Below are 19,044 nucleotides of genomic sequence, written 5' to 3'. Positions count from 1 at the left end.
TAAACCTCAGGTGCTCAAATGCAAGACCAAATCACCACTTTTTAGCGTTAAAACCGTTTCGCCCTGTGCATTTTCAGACAAAGTCCCATAGTTGACGAGATGATAAAAACTCTGCCGCTGGATCAAGGCATTCATGCCAAAACGCACATGCACATACGGCCGTAACTCCCCTGCATATTCACGCATAAAAATCGGATGCTGCTCATCCACGATCACCACGTCCTGATTAGGTGTTATCAATTGCAGGTAAGTCTTGCCTTCAATTTCGACCTGATCCACCTGATTGATCAGTAATGGTTCGTCTTCAACTTCGATTTCAATCTGTTCCACCGGGGTTTTGAGGTAGAATTTGCCGTCTTCTTTCCACAATACCCTACTGAACAGATCCAGCAGAGCCTGACGTTTGATCAATTGACCTTCGTGCCACCATTCTCCATTGGCTTTTATGCATAAATCTATTTTGCCACAATGCTTTGGATGCCACTGCTCTAAAGGCGGAATTGACCTTTTGTGACTTTGCTGTACATCATTTAAGTATTGTGCAATGTTCATTAAGTTTTTATCATCAGAAAACATGACTTTTCCCTGATTTTCTAGAGAGTTTTGTGGAGAATCATTTTCATTTATCATAGTTTATGCCTTGCTGACGAGAAAATATGACCGCTCAGCCAATTGGCGAGATCAAGGTTTAAAACTATACTATCCCAAACGTTTGCAAGCACAATAGTATCATTTGTGTTTGGCAATTAAGAACACTCATGGCAGCGCCGAATCGCAATATTACGGTTGCCACCCTTAAAAATATGAGGAGTCCTACATGGAACACATCGAACGTGAAGCGATGGAGTTTGACGTAGTGATCGTAGGCGCAGGACCTGCTGGTTTATCTGCTGCGATTAAAATTCGTCAATTAGCGATTGAAAACAACCTACCTGACCTTTCTGTATGTGTTGTTGAAAAAGGCTCCGAAGTTGGTGCGCATATCCTTTCAGGTGCTGTACTTGAACCACGTGCCATCAATGAACTATTTCCAAACTGGAAAGAAGAAGGTGCGCCACTCAATGTTCCTGTAACGGGTGATGAAACCTACTTCTTATTGTCCGATACCAAAGCACAAAAAATGCCGTATTGGATGGTTCCAAAATCAATGCACAACGAAGGAAACTATGTGATTTCCCTCGGTAATGTCGTGCGCTGGTTAGGCCAGAAAGCAGAAGAGCTGGAAGTTTCAATTTTCCCGGGCTTTGCTGCATCCGAGATTCTGTACCATGAAGACGGTACCGTAAAAGGCATTCAAACAGGTGATATGGGCATTGGCAAAAATGGTGAGCCAACACATAATTTCACGCCTGGCTATGAACTTCATGCCAAATACACCTTATTCGCTGAAGGCTGCCGTGGACATCTCGGTAAACGCCTGATTGCAAAATATAACCTTGATAAAGATGCTGATCCGCAACACTACGGTATCGGGATTAAAGAACTTTGGGAAATCGATCCGGCTAAACATAAGCCAGGCTTGGTTATGCACGGTGCGGGCTGGCCATTGTCTGAAACCGGTTCATCGGGTGGCTGGTGGTTATATCACGCTGAAAACAACCAGGTCACTCTGGGCATGATCGTGGATTTATCCTATGAAAATCCGCACATGTATCCATTCATGGAAATGCAACGCTGGAAAACCCACCCAACCATCAAGCAATTCCTTGAAGGCGGTAAACGTATTTCTTACGGCGCACGTGCTGTTGTGAAAGGTGGCTTTAATGCATTACCTAAACTCACTTTCCCAGGCGGTTGCTTGATTGGTGATGATGCCGGTTTCTTGAACTTCTCAAAAATCAAAGGTTCACACACTGCAATGAAGTCAGGTATGTTGTGTGGTGAAGCAGTATTCGAAGCAATTGCTGCGGGTGTTGCCAAAGGTGGCGATCTGGCGATTGCACGTGTGCTTGAAGGTGAGGATTATTTCGACAAAGAGCTCACCTCTTATACCGATAAATATAACAATTCTTGGTTAAAAGAAGAGTTATATAACTCACGCAACTTTGGCCCTGCCATGCACAAGTTTGGTCAGTGGATTGGTGGCGCGTTTAACTTTATCGATCAAAACATCCTTAAAGTGCCATTCACCTTGCATGATCTTAAACAAGACTTTGCTGCACTGAAAACGGTAGATGCATCAACATTTAAGCCAAACTATCCAAAACCGGATGGCAAGCTTACCTTTGACCGTTTATCTTCAGTATTCGTCTCCAATACGGTACATGAAGAAAATCAGCCAGCTCATTTGAAATTGACTGATCCTTCAATTCCAGTGAACGTTAACCTACCAAAATGGGATGAGCCAGCGCAACGCTACTGCCCTGCGGGTGTTTACGAAATCATGGAAAATGATGACGGTTCTAAACGCTTCCAGATCAATGCAGCCAACTGTGTTCACTGTAAGACCTGTGATATTAAAGACCCATCACAGAACATTACTTGGGTAACGCCGGAAGGCGGCGGTGGTCCGAACTATCCGAACATGTAATTCAAAAACAAAAAATCCGAGTTTAGACTCGGATTTTTTTATGTGCTATGCAATTTAAAAGTCAAAAATTAAACTTAGCCTTTCTGCACCAGATAGCGGTATTCAGTATTGCTGTTTTCATCCAGGTTTTCTTCTTTGAGCAATAACTCATGTCCAAGATGCATACAGAATTTTGGAATATCCCATGAGGTTGACGGGTCTGTGGCAAGCACTTCAACCACATCACCTGACTTGGCTTTGCGAATGGCTTGATGCAACATCATCACAGGTTCAGGGCAACGTAAACCTCGCGTATTGATTTGAACAGCGGGAAGTTTTGGTTGTTCAGACATCATAAAACTCAAATATTCGAATTTTCACATTTTAGCATAAACTGCTCATATAAAAATCATCCGGCCTGTTTTGGAAAACTGTACGTTTTTTACATAGTATTGTTGATGCATATCCGCTTTATCTTCGGTATGATGAAAATCATCTAATTGATATAGAGAGTCTTTAGGAAAGATCATGGTCGAGGAATCCAGTCCGTCGTGGGGTATGCGTGGCTTAAGAAAATGGTTAGGTACCGCACCTGAAACCCGCGATGAATTACTCAAGTTAGTTCAAGACTCACGTCGCTTTTTAGAGCCAGATACTGTTGCCATGCTTGAGGGTGTTCTTGACCTGCCAGCAACAAAGATTCGAGAAGTCATGACACCGCGTACAGCGATCATCAGCTTGCAGGAAGATGATCAATTACTTGATATCCTGCATGTACTGATCGACTCTGCACATTCGCGCTTCCCGGTATTCTCAGCGGATCAAAGCGATAATGTGGTGGGCATCCTGTTAGCGAAAGACCTGTTACCTTTTTTAACTGAGCGTAATGTCAAAGTTGATATTCGTTCATTGATGCGCCAGCCTGTGTTTGTGCCTGAAAGTGCACGTTCAGATCAGGTGCTGCGTATGTTGAAAAATACGCAAACCCATATTGCCATCGTAATTGATGAATATGGCTCAACCTCTGGTCTCGTCACCCTTGAAGATATTCTTGAGGAGATTGTCGGCGAAATCGAAGATGAACATGATATTGCCGATGAAGAAGCGTTATATATCGTTCCAGATAATGACCCAACCACAGCAAATACGTGGATTGTGCAGGCACTTACACCAATCGAACATTTCAACACTATTTTAAATGCAGATTTTTCTGACGATGAAGTTGAAACTATGGGCGGTTTACTGCTGCAAGAAATTGGTTTAGTCAGCGATTTACAAGGTCAAACCATTGAACTTGGCGATTGGCAATTTACCATTATTGAAGCAGATGCACGCACTATTCATCTGATTCGAGCTGTCCGTCAATGAGAACCTATTTTGAGAAGCTGTTAAATTCGTCTCAACCACAAAAACAGCTCCCTTTTATTTTTCCACTGTTGATTGCACTCATTTCGGGTGCAATCTTTAGTTTGGCGCTCGCCCCTTACTATTTCTGGTGGCTGGCAATTTTATCGCCTGCATTACTGTATGCCGTATTGCGCCAGCGGACTCCCCGTCAGGCCTTTGCGCTCGGTTGGGCCTATGGCTTTGGTTTATGGTTTGTCGGCGCATTCTGGCTCTATACCTCCATCCATATCTATGGCGATACCAATGCCTTTTTAAGCGTGTTGATGATTGCCTTTATGGCGGCAGCAATGGGCTTGTTTACAGCCTTTCAAACCTGGCTGTATCGTCGCTTTTTCCCCGAAACACCGCTTACATTTGCACCACTATGGGTGCTGTTTGAGTGGGCCAAGACCTGGGTGTTCACTGGCTTCCCGTGGTTATTCGCTGGTTATGCCTTTACTGAACGTCTATTAGATGGTTATGCACCACTGTTTGGTGTGTATGCAGTTTCTTTCGTGGTGATTGTACTGGCCTGTGCCCTGGTGGAGATCTTAAATCGTCGCTGGTTTTGGGCGGTGCCTTCCGCAGTTCTAGTTTTAGGTGCATGGGGTGCTGGATTGATTCAGTTCGTGCAACCCAAAGCCGCTAAGCCCCTGAGTGTGTCTTTAATTCAGGGCAATATTCCTCAAGACCTGAAATGGTTGACTGAATATCAGATCAAGACGTTAGAAATTTATGCCAACCTGACCCGCGCTGAATGGGGCCGTGACCTGATTGTCTGGCCAGAATCCTCCATTCCAATGTTCCAGACCGATATTCCGGAATTTCTGGATGCGATGGCTGCTCAAGCCAAGAAAACAGACAGCGCCTGGGTAACGGGCATCCCCTATTGGGATATGGCCAAGTCACAGCAGGTCGGTGAGCCGTTGTATTACAACAGTATTATGGCCTCAGGCAGCGATTCGCATGGTCTGTATAAAAAGCAGCGTCTGGTACCGTTTGGCGAATATATTCCACTATCTGGCATGCTGAAATGGGTTCTGCCTGCAATGCAGAACGATGTCAGCATGAGCGGTTTTACTCGTGGTGAAGCCAATCAGAAGCCCTTAGCCGTTAAAGGCCATGCACTGGCAGCCGCCATTTGCTATGAGGTGGCTTATCCCAACCTGACCCGCCGTAATGCATCGGATAGTGACTTTCTCATCACGGTATCGAATGATGCCTGGTTTACAGGCACTGCTGGGCCTTGGCAACATTTACAAATGGTACAAATGCGTGCCAAAGAAAATGGCCGCTGGTTTATTCGTGCCACCAATACCGGTGTGACAGCATTTATCGACCAGAATGGTCATATTGTAAAACAGGCACCAATGGATGAGGAAGCTGTGCTTCGAGGTGAACTGCCTGCCATGCAGGGACAAACCTTGTATAACCGCTTAAGTGATTATCCAATCCTGATTTTCTCAGTACTGTTATTGATCATTGGCTGGATTTACCGTCCACGTAAAGTCGATATTTCGTTCAAATCGCGTCGATAATCACAACAACTTTGTGCCCAGAGGAACCTCAAACTCTGGGACGCAAAGTGCCACCTCTCCTGCCGCATTATGAAAACCTGTGACCAGACATTCTGATTGAATCGGACCAATCTGTTTCTTCGGAAAGTTCACCACAGCCACCACCAGTTTTCCAATCAAGTCTTCAGGCTGATAAAGTTTGGTAATTTGTGCACTGGATTTCCGGACGCCTAATTCTTCACCAAAATCGACCTGTAAGATATAGGCGGGGTTTCGTGCCTGTTTAAATACCTCAGCCTGTATAATCCGGCCGACCCGTAATTCTACTTTAGTAAAATCATTCCATTCAATTTGTTGCATCTAGTTATTCTCTGCGGTTTTCCAAGTTATATGGAATATAGAGGATCTCTATTTTTAAATAAAGATGCTTATTTTTTACCCACCATTTTAACCCTGCCTATTTAATGAATTTTACTCTTTATAAAGCCGTATAGGTTTAGGTCAATTAATGTGCCAAGATCTCTTCAACAATGCTTAGAACTATTTAATCAGGCATTGGCGTTGGTCGCTTTAGAAAGTAAAAAATACCAAATTTCAAAAAGTCTTCTTTTGGTTTTTAACAGATTCCAAATTATTATGCCGTAGTTGTTTTAGCTTTGTTTCTATCGGTCAGCATAACCTTGAGGGTGTCGCGCATGAGTACGATACATCGCATGGGATTAGAATAATTTTTGCTGATATCTGGTTTTCTGTCTAGGGAATTTTCTTGCTGATTGCTTTTCCTGTTCTGCTGCTGGTCTTGCCCATCCTACGCAAAATTAGCTTTCTGTTTGTTTAGGCTGGCTAAATTCAGACAATAAAAAACGTAGATTTAAAATCTACGTTTTTAACGCTTCAGTTTCAAATGATTTAAAAGCTGATCGAGAATTGCAGGCTTAAATAGGCCACCAGACTGGATAAAAATAGCATCGGAATATAACGATAAGCCTTAAATAAAAATTGCTCATATTTAGAAATCAGGTCAGCCCGATGCCAGAGCGTGGTTTTTAAAGCACTTAAAAAGCACAGCACCAACCACGCACTGAACATGCTTAATGCAAAGAAACCAATCATAATCTGGCTACTGCCCTCAGTGGCTTGCCATAAGGTCAACGCACCTTCACTCATTGGCAATAACGCTAAAATGAGCAATACAGATTTAAGCATTGCCCAATGAAACTGATTCAGTTCATCCAACATAAAAAATGCTTTCATCTGATTTCTCACACTTGTGTTCAAAGGTCTGATTTATTATGCAAAGCTTTGATCTAAAGAAACAGCCTATTTTGCTGCATAATTTCTTTTTCTTGTAACTATTAAATATGGGAATAATTCTTATTATAACTCTCACATATTCAATATTTTATTCTATTTTTATTTTTCAACAACTTATAAATTAATTATTAATTAAGAAACATTATCACTTCACTCTCGATTTAATAACTCAAAAGTGAAGTGATCTTTTTATCTAACGATTAAGGCTGATAATAAATATCGGCATCGTTGCCTTCGCCACCTTCTTTACCATCCGCACCAAACGAATATAAATCAAATGGACGACCTTCACGACCTGGAATCACATACTGTAAATCATTTTCCCAGCTATCTTTTGGATAACCACCTTTTACATAACCACCGGGTAACCAGTTTTTCGCTGTGGCTGGCTGGTTCACCAACGCATCTAAACCGCCATCTTGCATGGATGGGTAACGGCCATTATCTAACTTATATTGATCCAGTGCACCCGCAACACCTTTTAAGGTAATGCTGGTGGTATCCACTTTAGCCTTTTCACCACGCCCCATCACGTTCGGAACGATCAGTGCAGCGAGAACACCTAAAATTACAATAACAACCATCACTTCAATGAGGGTAAATCCTGAGCGAGGGTTAACAAAGTGGAACTTTGTCCGAGCGCAAGACGAAGAGCTATGCTCTGAGTCACACGATTCCGCAAGACGAGAAACTGTGCTTTGAGTGCAAGGATTCAAGCTTTGTTCAACATTGTGCTTATTCATTGAATTATTCATATTCATCTCTTTCATGTCACTCATCAGATCATATTGTTCATATTAATAATTGGCAACATTACCGCAATCACAATCACCAATACAATTGCTGCCATAAAAATCAGCATCAAGGGTTCAAGCAAGGCTAGTAACGTAGAAATAAAGGTGGTCACCTCACGGTCCTGCATGGTCGATGCACGATCCAACATACGATCCAGTTCACCAGAAGCTTCTCCACTTCGGATCATTTGTACCATCATCGGCGGGAAATAACCGCAACGTTCCAGTTGTGTTGCCAAATTCCCTCCTTCTGTTACACGTTCCATCGCCACTTCAATGGCATCACGAATGACCCAGTTATTACTAACTTCGGCGCCAATGCGTAATGCTTCCACCAAAGGCACGCCTGAGCGGGTTAAAATGGATAAGGTACTGGCAAAACGTGCCGCATTTATACCACGCGAAAGTTTACCAAATAGTGGCAATCTGAGCGTTAATCGGTCAAATGCATAATGTCCTGCATTGGTTCTTAAGAATCGGGTAAATAAAATAATGAATACGACAGCAAGAATGAGCATACCGATCCAGGTATGCCGGATAAAGGCACTGGCCTTCATCAAGGCAACCGTAATCCAAGGCAAAGCTTCTTTACTTTGTTCAAAGGTCTTGACGATTTCAGGCACCACATAGGTCATCAAGCCCATCACAATGCCGAAAGACATCAACATCAGTACGATCGGATAAATCATCGCACCCTGAACTTTCTTCTGCATGGCAAAACGGTTTTCAGTGTAATCCGATAACTGATCCAGAATCAGATCCAGGTGGCCTGAACGTTCGCCTGCCGCCACTGTTGCAATATATAGTTCGGGAAAGCGTCCTGACTGCTGCATCGCTTTTGCCAGTGAATGCCCTTCCAGAACTTTGGAACGGACCGCAATCAGTAGATTGCGGACATGCGCTTTTTCACTTTGTTTACTGACGGCACGCAGGGCTTCTTCCAGCGGAATCCCAGCCGCGACCAATACCGAGAGTTGACGTGTCATCAATGCCAGATCATAGGCACTAAAGCTTTTTTTAAACCACGAACGCTGTTGCTGTTTGTCTTTTTGCTCGACTGCATCGACCGCGATCGGCGTCCAGGCTTTATCGCGTAACTGTTGGCGAATCTGGCGTGCGGAATCCCCTTCCAGCACACCTTTTTGTTGCTTTCCAGAGGCATCAAGAGCAGTAAATTGATAAGCAGGCATGGTTCTGTTCTAATTGTCCCAAAATAGTCGTTGTTAAGTGCATCCGTGTATGGCCTGAGGAACGTGGTTCCACATGAAATTCATCGACATAACGCATAGCACTTTAGCATAATTCTATGAGATGCCGTCATGCCTTATTTAAGTTGTTTTAAGCGATCATACAACTTAAAAGGCTGAAAATATCAACATACACTTTATATGAATGAAGCCGATATGCCGACCCAAAATTCTAGCACTGTTGTTTACCGTATTCGCGTTGCCATACCAGTGTATCTGTATGATACCTTTGATTATACGGTGAGCGCAGCGCAATACGCTCAGGCACAGGTTGGCGCGCGTGTTGCGATTTCATTTGGGCGGCAAAATCTGGTCGGGATCATCACTGAAAAAGTCAATCCGGACGAAGTCTTTACCGGTCAGTTCAAACTTAAAGCCATTACGGAATTACTCGATCAGGAAGCGATTTTAGACCAACAAGTTTTAACTTTGTTGACATGGTCCGCCCAATATTATCAATTTCCGATTGGCGAGGTCATGCAAAGTGCCTTACCGACCTTACTCAGACAAGGTCGTGCCTTAGATATCCTGTTTCATCTATGGAAAATCACACCCCATGATGACCCAGCCTCATTATTAAAACGTTCGCAAAAACAATATGACGCCTATCAGGTGTTAAAACTGCATCCGCATGGCACCACTGAAAATGTCTTAAACCTGAGCGGGGTGGAAACCTCAACCCTGAAAGCGCTGGAAAAGAAAGGCCTGGTTGAGTGCTGTCTGGAGCCGCATGATTTTACCCCGACACCGGTGCAACTGGCGCAAGTTCCGTTAACACCGAATGAAGGCCAGAAAAAAGCCATTCAACAGATTCTCAAGGCACAACATCATTATCAGGCTTTTTTACTCGATGGTTTGACGGGCAGCGGCAAAACTGAAGTTTATCTGCAAGTGATGCATGAGGTATTAAAACAAGGCAAACAAGTACTGGTGCTGGTACCGGAAATTGGCCTCACCCCGCAAACCGTTTCACGTTTTAAGTCACGCTTTCATTGTGATATTGCTTTACTGCATTCAGGGCTGAATGACTCAAAACGGTTACAGGCATGGCAACATGCACAAACTGGCAAAGCCTCGATCATAATTGGGACACGCTCTGCAATTTATACTCCATTGCCCAATCTGGGGCTGATCATTCTGGATGAAGAACATGACCTCTCGTATAAACAGCAAGAAGGCTTCCGTTATCATACCCGTGACGTTGCCTTATATCGCGGACATTTGCAGAACTGTCCGGTGATACTTGGCTCTGCGACGCCAAGTATCGATAGTTATCATCTGGTTGAATCTGGAAAGCTGGAACTGCTTGAACTGAATCAACGTGCAGGTGTGGCGGTTTTACCGAAAATGCATGTGGTGGATTTAAAGATTGCAAAAAAGCAGCATGGTCTCAGCCAGACCTTGATTCAGCAAATCAAGCAGACCTTAGAGCGCAAAGAACAAGTCCTGATCTTTTTAAACCGACGCGGTTATGCGCCGATCCTGATGTGTGAAAGCTGCGGCTGGCAAGCCAACTGTCCTCATTGTGATGCGCACTTTACCCTGCATTCACAGCCTTACCACTATTTGCATTGTCATCATTGCGGAACCATCAACCGTTTGCCAGATCATTGTCCTGCATGCCAGAAACAGAGTTTAAAAACCATAGGGGCAGGAACGGCAAAGCTTGAGGAACATTTACAGGAACTGTTCCCGCACAATGAAGTGATACGGGTTGACCGCGACAGTACCAGCCGGGTCGGTAGCTGGCAGAAAATTTATGACCGGATCCAGCAAAACAAACCAAGTATCTTGCTGGGCACGCAAATGCTGGCGAAAGGCCATCATTTCCCGCATGTGACGCTGGTTGCGATTCTGGATATTGATGCGGGCCTGCTCAGTGTCGATCCGCGCGCGCCTGAACGGACTGCACAATTGATTGTGCAGGTGGCCGGGCGTGCTGGACGTGGTGAGCATAAAGGCAGTGTCTATTTACAAAGCTTACGCCCTGATCATCCAATGCTAACCACGCTGATTGAGCATGATTATCGTACCGTTGCCAAACAAATGCTGGCTGATCGCAAAATTGCCATGCTGCCGCCTTATCGTTATACAGTTCTGGTTCGGGTGGAATCGAAAGATCGCGACTATAGCCAACACTTTCTGGCCGAGATTGCCCAGCAACTTAGAACAATGGCTGGCGATCTGGTCGATATCTGGGGCCCAATCCCTGCACCGATGGAGCGTAAAGCAGGCCGTTATCGTGCGCACATGGTGATTTTATCTACCGATCGGGCAAAACTGCACTTTTATTTGCGTCAATGGTGGCAACAAGTGGTACATTTACCACGACAGCATCAACTCAGGCTTTCCATTGATGTTGATCCACAAGAGTTTAGTTAAGCTAGTTTAGGCGCACCTTATCAAAGCCCCATCACGGATGGGTCTTTTTAAGCTTTACTCATTTGGGTTCGTCTAAACAGAATAGAAAAATTGAGGCATTCGATGTCCTTACTGCTCCCCATTATTTTTTTACTGGCTGCGACTTTAATTTTTGTGCCCTTGGCCAAGCGCTACATGGGCACAACAGTTTTAGGTTATCTCATCACAGGGCTTGTACTCGGTACACATGTTTCTGGGCTGATTGCAGATCCTCAACTGATCCAGTCACTACTTAATCTAGGCATGATGGCGGTCATGCTGTTTCTAGGTCTAAGCTTTCGACCTGTACAACTGTGGCTGGAACGTAAAACTATCCTTAAAAGTACGGGACTACAACTTGCAGTCACCATCCCGCTTTTAGCCGGTGCAGCTTTCCTGCTGTTTCACCAGTTGCAGAGCAGTCTCATTCTTGGCTTTGCACTGGCACTCTCCGCAGTGACTTTAGTGCAGCAACTGTTACAGAACAAACAGCAACTGCATAACCCGTTGGGGCAAGCCTGTTTAGCCACACTGCAATTTCAGATTTTTATTACCGTGATTCTGATTGCGCTGTTTCCTTTGCTGGAAGATACTGCATCGACAAGACACGGGATTGCTTATTTTGCAGCAATCATTGCCACGATTTCAGGTCTGTTTCTCGCCAGTTGCTATCTGGTGCGTCCAGCCTTCCGCTTTTTAGCACAAAAAAACAGTATTCAACTCATCCCTGTGCTGAGTGCCCTGATCATTGTCTCGGTCATTCTGATTATGGATATTTTGAATATTCATGTCTTGATTGGTGCATTTTTGGCAGGCTTATTACTGGCAGAAACCGAATTTAAAGCTGAAGTTGAACGTATTCTTGAACCTTTTAAAGATGCGGCCATCGGGTTATTTTTTCTGGCGATGGGTTTAGGCCTTTCATTAGAACCTTTAATTCAAACTCCTTTACTGATCCTGGGTTCAATCTTTGGGCTGATCCTGATCAAGTCTGGTGTGATTGCAGCTATCCATTATTACCAGCAACGTCATGCCCGACTCAGTATCCTGTTTGCCATCACCTTGGCGCAAAGTGGTGAACTGAGCTTTATCTTGCTCAAACTGGCAGAAAGTGAAAATTTACTCGGCAAGGCCTTATTACAGCCTACCTTACTGATCGTCTTCGGCTCGATGTTATTGACGCCGCTGCTGTACTGGCTATTTGATACAGAAATTTTGCCACGGTTGCAGAAAAAAGTACTTGTTGCACCTGAAGATGTGCCGCAACATCCGATTCTGATTGTCGGTTTTGGACGCTTTGGGCAAGTGGTTGCTCGTGCTTTACATGCACAGGGCAAACACTTCAGCGTGATTGACAGCAACCAGCCGGATGCTGATTTTATTGAACAATATGGACACCGGTTTTTTGATGCTGATGTGACCCAGGTTGAGAACTTACGTGCTGCCGGAATCGAATATTGCAAACTCCTGATCCTCGCCATTGATGATGTTGAAGACAGTATGAATCTGGCACGTTATCTGCGCTTGAATCATCCGGACCTGACCCTGTTTGTGCGGGCACGCGACCGTCATCATGCGCATTTACTCAATGCTTTAGGCATTCAATATATCTGGCGTGAAACCTATGCCGCTTCACTGGAGATGGCCCAGCAGGCGTTGCTTGAAACGGGCCTATCAAATCTTGATGCACAAACCCAGATAGAGCGTTTTAAGCAACAGGATGAACTGCTGCTGATCCAGCAACACTGGGTACAGGAACAGCAAGAGGTTATTGAACATTATCCGAGTGCGATTGCAGAACTTGAGTATTTATTTGAAAACACAAAAACTTTGCAGACTGATCGCACGCGCAGTGATCAAAACACACAAAGTGATGCAAATTCACTCAATGAAACATCTTGAGTTTTAGCAAACTGACACCATTATTGACTGCATACATGCACCTTTTTATAAAGCCCTCAGTGCTTTTCAAAGCAGCGCATTGCTTTGTTTTCCCTGTGCGGGATACTGGAGAAAAATATGTCTGATTTACGCCAACGCTTTTTTATTGAGGACTGCCCTGTTCGCGGTGAAGTGGTGCATCTGGAAGAAGCATTACAAACCATTTTGGCGCAACGCGAATATATGCCTGCAGTACAAAGCCTGTTGGGCGAAATGTTAAGTGCGACTGCATTACTTGCCAGCACACTGAAAATCCGTGGTCGTATTAGCTTACAGATTCAGGCAAGCGGTACCTTTAAATGGGCCATGGCTGAATGTAACCATTTGGGTGAAGTCCGTGCCTTGGCTGATTATGAAGAAGATCCAAGATTTGTCGAAGGTCATGATAGCCGTACGGTACTGGCAGCCTTAACCAATCCGGTGCTGTTCATTAATATTGAACCTGAACACGGCGAACGCTATCAAGGGATCGTACCGCTTGATCAACCGACCTTGGCCGGCTGTTTGACACAATATTACGATTTATCGGCGCAGATTCCGACGCATATTGTCTTGGCGACCAACAGCAAACGTTCAGGCGGCTTATTGATTCAGCTACTTCCGCGTAATGATGAAGAAGAGCAAAAACTGGTCGACGAAGACCTATGGCCTCGTCTGACCATGCTCACCGAAACCTTGAAACCGGAAGAACTGACCGACCTGTCAGCCAATGAAATCCTTTATCGTTTATATAACGAAGAAGAAGTGCGTTTACCTGAAGTTGAGCAGTTAAAGTTTGGTTGTACCTGTTCAAAAGAGCGCTGTGCCAATGCCCTGATTCAGATTGGTGTAGATGCAGTGCATGAAACTTTAGAAGCACAAAATCCGATCCAGATGGATTGCCAGTTCTGTAATACACGCTATGAATTTACGGCAGAAGAAGCCTTGGCTTTATTCGGTGAACATTTAAGTTAATTCATTCAATCTTGAAAATAAAAAAAGACGGGCTTCCGTCTTTTTTTATTTTGTATTAAGGTCTACCCGATAAAACAATGTTCAAATCTCCTTATAATATCGACCTTATGATTAATCTATGAATTACTTCGAATATGTACTGTTTATTGTGAGTGTGGTGGTGCTGATCGCCACGCCGGGGCCTGTCATGATTCTGGTGGCCAGTGCCGGACTCAAAGGCGGTTATAAAAAAGCGCTACAGACCATCTTTGGAACCAACTTTGCCTCTTTAATCCTGATTTTTATCTCAGTGCTGATTCTCAAAGGCTTTCTCAGCATTGATGAAAACTACCTGAAAGCCATTCGGGTACTAGGTTGCCTTTATATTGCCTATCTCGGTTATAGCATTATTAAAGAAGTCATTCAGGCGCCGCATCCTACTGCGATTCAAACCGTAGCGGCACAAAATGGCGGTTTTAACAAAGGCTTTCTGGTCGGCATCTCCAATCCCAAAGATATTATTTTCTTCTCGGCATTTTTCCCACAGTTTATTTCAATTTCACCCAATATCAATTTTAGTCTCAGTCTGTTGACGGTAACCTGGATTATTCTGGATTTCCTGACCTTATCTTTGGTGTATCTATTCTTCCGTCGCTTATCGCAAAGCAGTATTTATCCAAAAATTCTCGGTTTATGCGGTGCCTTGCTGGTCTTGATTGCGCTCTATGGTCTCATCGAAACCTTTATCTAAACGTTCAACCAAGCCAAATAAAATTATTTACACGCTGTTTTCTAATTCAAACAGAACAAGTCTTATACAATCGAATCCATTGAAATCTCTTGGATTCGTTTCATAATGAAAGAAACACAACATTATTATATTTAAAGATCATGGCAAAAAATTATTATGAAGAGCTAGGTGTTTCTAGAGATGCCTCAGCAGATGAAATCAAAAAAGCCTATCGAAAACTGGCGCGTAAATATCATCCTGACATTAGTAAAGAAGCGGATGCGGAAGCCAAAATGCAGGCGATCAATGTCGCCTATGACACCTTGAGCGATAGCAGCAAAAAAGCTGAATATGATCAAATGCTGGATCATCCACAAGGTTTTTCCAACTTTGGTCAAGCTAACCAAAGCGGTTTCGATGGTGCGCAGTTCTATCGCCAGAGTTCAGGAGATGGGGCAGATTTTAGTGGCTTTGAAGACCTGTTTGGTCGTTTCGGCTCAGGCTTCGGCGGCGGGCAACAACGTTCTCAACGCCAACAGCGTAGCTATCGTGGTGAAGATCAACATGCCAGTATTCAGGTCGATCTAGAGATTGCCTATCACGGATCAACCCAGCAAATCACGCTACAAATTCCGACTTATAACGTCTATGGTGAGCCTGAGGTTCAACGTAAAACCTTGGAAGTTAAAATTCCAAAAGGCATGAAGGAAGGTCAGCAAATCCGTCTCAATGGTCAAGGCCAGAGTGGGATCAATGGCGGTGCAAATGGCGATCTTTATATCGAAATTCAGTATAAGGATACTGACCGGATTCGGGTCGAAGGCGCTGACGTCTATCAAACCATTGATGTCAGTCCTTGGGAAGCAGGTTTGGGACAAGGTATTGAGGTCAATACCCCTGCGGGACAACTCAAGGTCAACTTGCCGAAAAACGCCAAGAACGGGCAGCAATTACGTTTAAAAGAGAAAGGCATTCCCAACAAGACTGCGGGACATCTGTACCTGATTATCAATATTGTTTTACCGCCAGCGCACAGTGAGCAAGAGCAACAGGCTTATCAACAATTTGCCGATGCCTTTGCTGCATTCAAACCTCGTGCCTCATAAGGAGTAAGATCATGACAACGATTCAATACAAAGAAATTCAATATGACGGTCACTGCCAAGTTGAAATCATTGATGAACAATTGGCACTTGATCTTGAACACTTTGCCGAAGCATGTGGTCAAAGTACCGACTGGGTCCTCAAGCTGATCGATTATGATATTTTGCAGATCTCTGTCGACCCACAAAGCTATCAGTTTATTGGTGAAGATGTCAGCCGTGCCAGACGTGCCTATCGTCTGCAACGTGACTTTGATGCAAGTCTGTCAGCTGTAGCCGTGATGCTGGACTTAATCGATGAAGTTCAGCAACTACGTAAACAGCTCAAACATTTTCATTAAAGGATTTAGTATGACCAAGTTCAAACTATTTTAACTTGGTCATTTTCTCCACTTCTTTCAGTGTTTGCTTAATCGGTTCGTAGTCCAGAAACCATAGCAAATTCAGATTACGCTGCTTATGTTGCTGTGCCAGCAAATCAATCACACTCCGTTCACCGCGTCCAACTAGATGCTGACGATAGAAATAATACAGCAGCAATACCGTACTCATCAGCATTACCCCCAGCATGATCCAGAACCCGACCGGCGATTTCAGCCCGGGAATAAACTCGAAGTTCATCCCGTATATACCCGTTAACAAGGTCAATGGCGCAAAAATGGCGGTGATAATCGCCAAGATACGCATGTTTTCATTGGTCTGGTTGGCAATCGCAGAAAAATGCAAATCGATAGCTGACTGAATCGCATTACGCAAGCGTAAGCTATGTTTCTGTACCCGCTCGACATGGCTCATCAGATCATTCAAACGTACCAGCAAGATATCTTGTGCCTTATGTTTATGCTCACCCACGACATGATGATAATTATCCACCAGCTCATCTCTAAACTCCTGCAAGGTTTCAATCTGTTCCTCACATAAATTTTCGATTTGCTGGAATGCCATGTCTTCATGAAATAACTGATGCCATTGCTTAAAACGACGATTGCCCTGTAACAATTGCTGTTGCCAATATTCCACCCGACGGGTGAGCGGAGTCCGTAGATTCAGATAACCATCAATCATGCTATTCAGTAAACGCAAGCAAAGATCTGCGGGTGTGGCAGGTAATTTACGCGGTTTATTCTGCTCGGCGATCGGACGTCCCATAATGGTTTGAATACGCTGAATATAGCTCTCCACTGCCTGATTGCCCTGCTCCCTAACACTGACCAAAATCGTAGGAGTCAGGATAAAACTCATCGGTGTGGTGGCAAGTCCAAATACGCTCTCATGGGATTCCAGCACATTCTCGCTTTCAAGAATCTGGTCATCTGGGCTAATGAGTTTACGGAACACCAGCAGGTCATATTCTTCTACCGTATCAAAAGCACAAGGATGCTCGATATTGAGCAAGTCGCGCATATGAAATTCGTTCAAGACCAATCCGGTATACTGACCAATATCGCTTTGCCAGGTCTCGGTATGATTGACCAGATCCTGCCTTAAACTATCGACCCACAAAAATTCCAGCGCATGTTCTGCTTGTTGTTCTGTACTAATAAAAATTGTATTTTCGCTATTATGACGATAAAAATAATAAAGCTGCATAGGACAAGATGAATTTGGATAGCTATTGAAATGCTGCCATGAAGCGTCATAAAAAGCTATCGCTATTCAAACCACCGCGTTGCCATGCCATAAAAAAAGCCTCACGAGGAGGCTTTTTGAACAGATCAAAGATTATGCATCTTCTTTAACGATCCCGTGCTTTAACGCCAGATCAAGTTGTTCCTTATCTAATGCTTTATCCCATTTCGCAACCACGATCGTTGCACATGCATTTCCGACCAGGTTGGTTAATGCACGACATTCAGACATGAAACGGTCAATCCCTAGAATCAGTGCCATCCCTGCGACTGGAATTGCAGGTACTACTGAAAGTGTCGCTGCCAAGGTAATAAAGCCTGCACCAGTGATCCCTGCTGCACCTTTAGAGCTCAACATCGCCACCAATAGAATGGTGATCTGCTGAGTCAGCGTCAATTCGATATTACAGGCCTGCGCGATAAACAAGGCTGCCAAGGTCATGTAAATATTGGTGCCATCCAGATTGAAGGAATAGCCTGTTGGAATCACCAGACCGACCACCGATTTCTCACAGCCTGCCTTTTCCATTTTCGCCATCAATGAAGGTAATGCGGCTTCAGAAGAACTGGTCCCGAGTACCAACCAGAGTTCATCTTTAATATAACGGATCAGATCAATAATCGAGAAACCGTTATAGCGTGCAACAGCGCCCAGAATGACGATCACAAACAGTAATGCGGTAATATAGAAGGTCGCGATCAGCAACATCAGATTACCAATCGAACTAATGCCGTACGCACCAATGGTAAAGGCCATGGCACCAAATGCACCAATTGGCGCGAACTTCATCAACATTCCCACCAAGGTAAACACAGGATTGGTCAGTTGTTGAAGAAAGTCTGTGACTGGACGACCTAAATCACCTGATTTTGCCAAAGCCAAACCAAATAATACGGCAACAAATAGCACTTGAAGAATCTGTCCTGATACGAATGGGCTGACCAAGGTATCCGGAATAATATTCATTAAGAAGCCGGTGATTGAAGACTCATGTGCTTTGGCTGCATATTCGTCAACTTTGGTGCTGTGTAAGGTACTTGGATCAATATTTAAACCATGACCGGGTTCAATCACATTTCCGACAATCAGACCAACAATCAAAGCTAAGGTTGAAAAGGTCAGGAAGTAAATCATTGCCTTCCCGGTCACCCGTCCAACACTTCCAATGTTTTTCATGCCCGCGATCCCTGTGACAACGGTCAGGAAAATCACCGGGGCAATAATCATTTTCACCATTTTAATGAAGGCTTCGCCCAGCGGCTTCAAGCTTTCACCAAACTCCGGAAAGAAATGACCGAGTAGTATCCCCGCAACAATTGCGAAGATCACTTGTACATAGAGAATTTGATAGAACTTTGGTTTTTTGGGAGGTTGTTGGTCATCTTGACCTGCGGCTACATGATCGACAAGCATGTGCAATATTCCTTCATATTGAGATGAACAAATAGACTTCCGACTGTCTATCTAAAACCACATAAATACGGCAGGCACGGAAATTTGGGGGATTCTACGTTAGTTGTAGGGCTCACATTTAAAATATT

General features: G+C 44.1%; 17 protein-coding genes. 9 read left to right on the top strand and 8 right to left on the bottom strand.

Annotation, left to right across the window (positions count from 1 at the left end; genetic code table 11):
• Positions 1-6: 6 nt before the first annotated feature.
• Complete coding sequence (locus J699_RS06730; RefSeq protein WP_032870639.1) at positions 7-630, bottom strand: DUF1285 domain-containing protein; 624 nt, start codon at positions 628-630, stop codon at positions 7-9.
• Between the two features lie 187 nt (positions 631-817).
• On the opposite strand from J699_RS06730, the gene J699_RS06735 reads away from it, so the two are divergent.
• Positions 818-2,530: an electron transfer flavoprotein-ubiquinone oxidoreductase gene (locus J699_RS06735; RefSeq protein ID WP_032870636.1), complete on the top strand. Its 1,713-nt coding sequence runs from the start codon at positions 818-820 to the stop codon at positions 2,528-2,530.
• A 74-nt stretch (positions 2,531-2,604) separates the two neighbouring features.
• Here the strand turns inward: J699_RS06735 and tusA are convergent, their stop codons facing one another.
• The gene (tusA, locus tag J699_RS06740; protein WP_005226520.1) at positions 2,605-2,862 is read right to left on the bottom strand and encodes a sulfurtransferase TusA; all 258 of its coding nucleotides are present in this window, start codon (positions 2,860-2,862) and stop codon (positions 2,605-2,607) included.
• 175 nt (positions 2,863-3,037) lie between these two features.
• On the opposite strand from tusA, the gene J699_RS06745 reads away from it, so the two are divergent.
• Positions 3,038-3,877, top strand: a complete 840-nt coding sequence (locus tag J699_RS06745) for an HlyC/CorC family transporter (protein ID WP_004774169.1) — start codon at positions 3,038-3,040, stop codon at positions 3,875-3,877.
• A complete protein-coding gene (gene lnt / locus J699_RS06750) occupies positions 3,874-5,433 on the top strand; it encodes an apolipoprotein N-acyltransferase (RefSeq protein WP_032870633.1) in 1,560 nt (519 codons plus the stop codon). Before J699_RS06745 ends, lnt begins: the two co-directional genes overlap by 4 nt.
• On the opposite strand, the gene J699_RS06755 is transcribed toward lnt, so the two are convergent.
• From J699_RS06755 to gspF, 4 genes are all read right to left on the bottom strand, one after another.
• A complete protein-coding gene (locus J699_RS06755; protein ID WP_032870630.1) occupies positions 5,434-5,772 on the bottom strand; it encodes a tRNA-binding protein in 339 nt (112 codons plus the stop codon).
• A gap of 549 nt (positions 5,773-6,321) precedes the next feature.
• Entirely contained in the window at positions 6,322-6,666 is a 345-nt protein-coding gene (locus J699_RS06760; protein ID WP_032870628.1) for a hypothetical protein, read from the bottom strand.
• A 260-nt stretch (positions 6,667-6,926) separates the two neighbouring features.
• Positions 6,927-7,505: a type II secretion system major pseudopilin GspG gene (gene gspG / locus J699_RS06765; RefSeq protein WP_079281826.1), complete on the bottom strand. Its 579-nt coding sequence runs from the start codon at positions 7,503-7,505 to the stop codon at positions 6,927-6,929.
• Positions 7,505-8,710: a type II secretion system inner membrane protein GspF gene (gene gspF, locus J699_RS06770; RefSeq protein WP_032870626.1), complete on the bottom strand. Its 1,206-nt coding sequence runs from the start codon at positions 8,708-8,710 to the stop codon at positions 7,505-7,507. The genes gspG and gspF overlap by 1 nt, the downstream gene beginning before the upstream one ends.
• Before the next feature lie 213 nt (positions 8,711-8,923).
• On the opposite strand from gspF, the gene J699_RS06775 reads away from it, so the two are divergent.
• From J699_RS06775 to J699_RS06800, 6 genes are all read left to right on the top strand, one after another.
• Positions 8,924-11,149, top strand: coding sequence for a primosomal protein N' (locus J699_RS06775; protein ID WP_228131950.1), 2,226 nt, complete (start codon positions 8,924-8,926; stop codon positions 11,147-11,149).
• Between the two features lie 102 nt (positions 11,150-11,251).
• Positions 11,252-13,069 (top strand): cation:proton antiporter, encoded by a 1,818-nt coding sequence (locus J699_RS06780; RefSeq protein ID WP_032870620.1) that lies wholly within the window; start codon positions 11,252-11,254, stop codon positions 13,067-13,069.
• A 117-nt stretch (positions 13,070-13,186) separates the two neighbouring features.
• Positions 13,187-14,062: an Hsp33 family molecular chaperone HslO gene (gene hslO / locus J699_RS06785; RefSeq protein WP_005280808.1), complete on the top strand. Its 876-nt coding sequence runs from the start codon at positions 13,187-13,189 to the stop codon at positions 14,060-14,062.
• A gap of 118 nt (positions 14,063-14,180) precedes the next feature.
• Positions 14,181-14,792 carry a LysE family translocator gene (locus J699_RS06790; RefSeq protein ID WP_032870617.1) on the top strand — a complete coding sequence of 204 codons (612 nt, stop codon included), beginning with the start codon at positions 14,181-14,183 and terminating at the stop codon, positions 14,790-14,792.
• A gap of 140 nt (positions 14,793-14,932) precedes the next feature.
• A complete protein-coding gene (locus J699_RS06795) occupies positions 14,933-15,877 on the top strand; it encodes a DnaJ C-terminal domain-containing protein (protein ID WP_032870615.1) in 945 nt (314 codons plus the stop codon).
• Positions 15,878-15,888: 11 nt separating this feature from the next.
• Positions 15,889-16,215 carry a chaperone modulator CbpM gene (locus J699_RS06800; protein ID WP_005226501.1) on the top strand — a complete coding sequence of 109 codons (327 nt, stop codon included), beginning with the start codon at positions 15,889-15,891 and terminating at the stop codon, positions 16,213-16,215.
• A gap of 25 nt (positions 16,216-16,240) precedes the next feature.
• Here the strand turns inward: J699_RS06800 and J699_RS06805 are convergent, their stop codons facing one another.
• Positions 16,241-17,464: a magnesium transporter CorA family protein gene (locus J699_RS06805; protein ID WP_032882857.1), complete on the bottom strand. Its 1,224-nt coding sequence runs from the start codon at positions 17,462-17,464 to the stop codon at positions 16,241-16,243.
• Positions 17,465-17,596: 132 nt separating this feature from the next.
• Positions 17,597-18,916, bottom strand: coding sequence for a dicarboxylate/amino acid:cation symporter (locus tag J699_RS06810; protein ID WP_005226497.1), 1,320 nt, complete (start codon positions 18,914-18,916; stop codon positions 17,597-17,599).
• Positions 18,917-19,044 lie beyond the last annotated feature (128 nt).

Origin of the sequence: Acinetobacter sp. 1000160 (assembly GCF_000588715.1) — a bacterium.
In the GTDB taxonomy this organism is placed as follows: Bacteria; Pseudomonadota; Gammaproteobacteria; order Pseudomonadales; family Moraxellaceae; genus Acinetobacter; species Acinetobacter courvalinii.
Note: the sequence above shows the minus strand (reverse complement) of the source record. Positions and strands in the feature narration are given on the sequence as shown.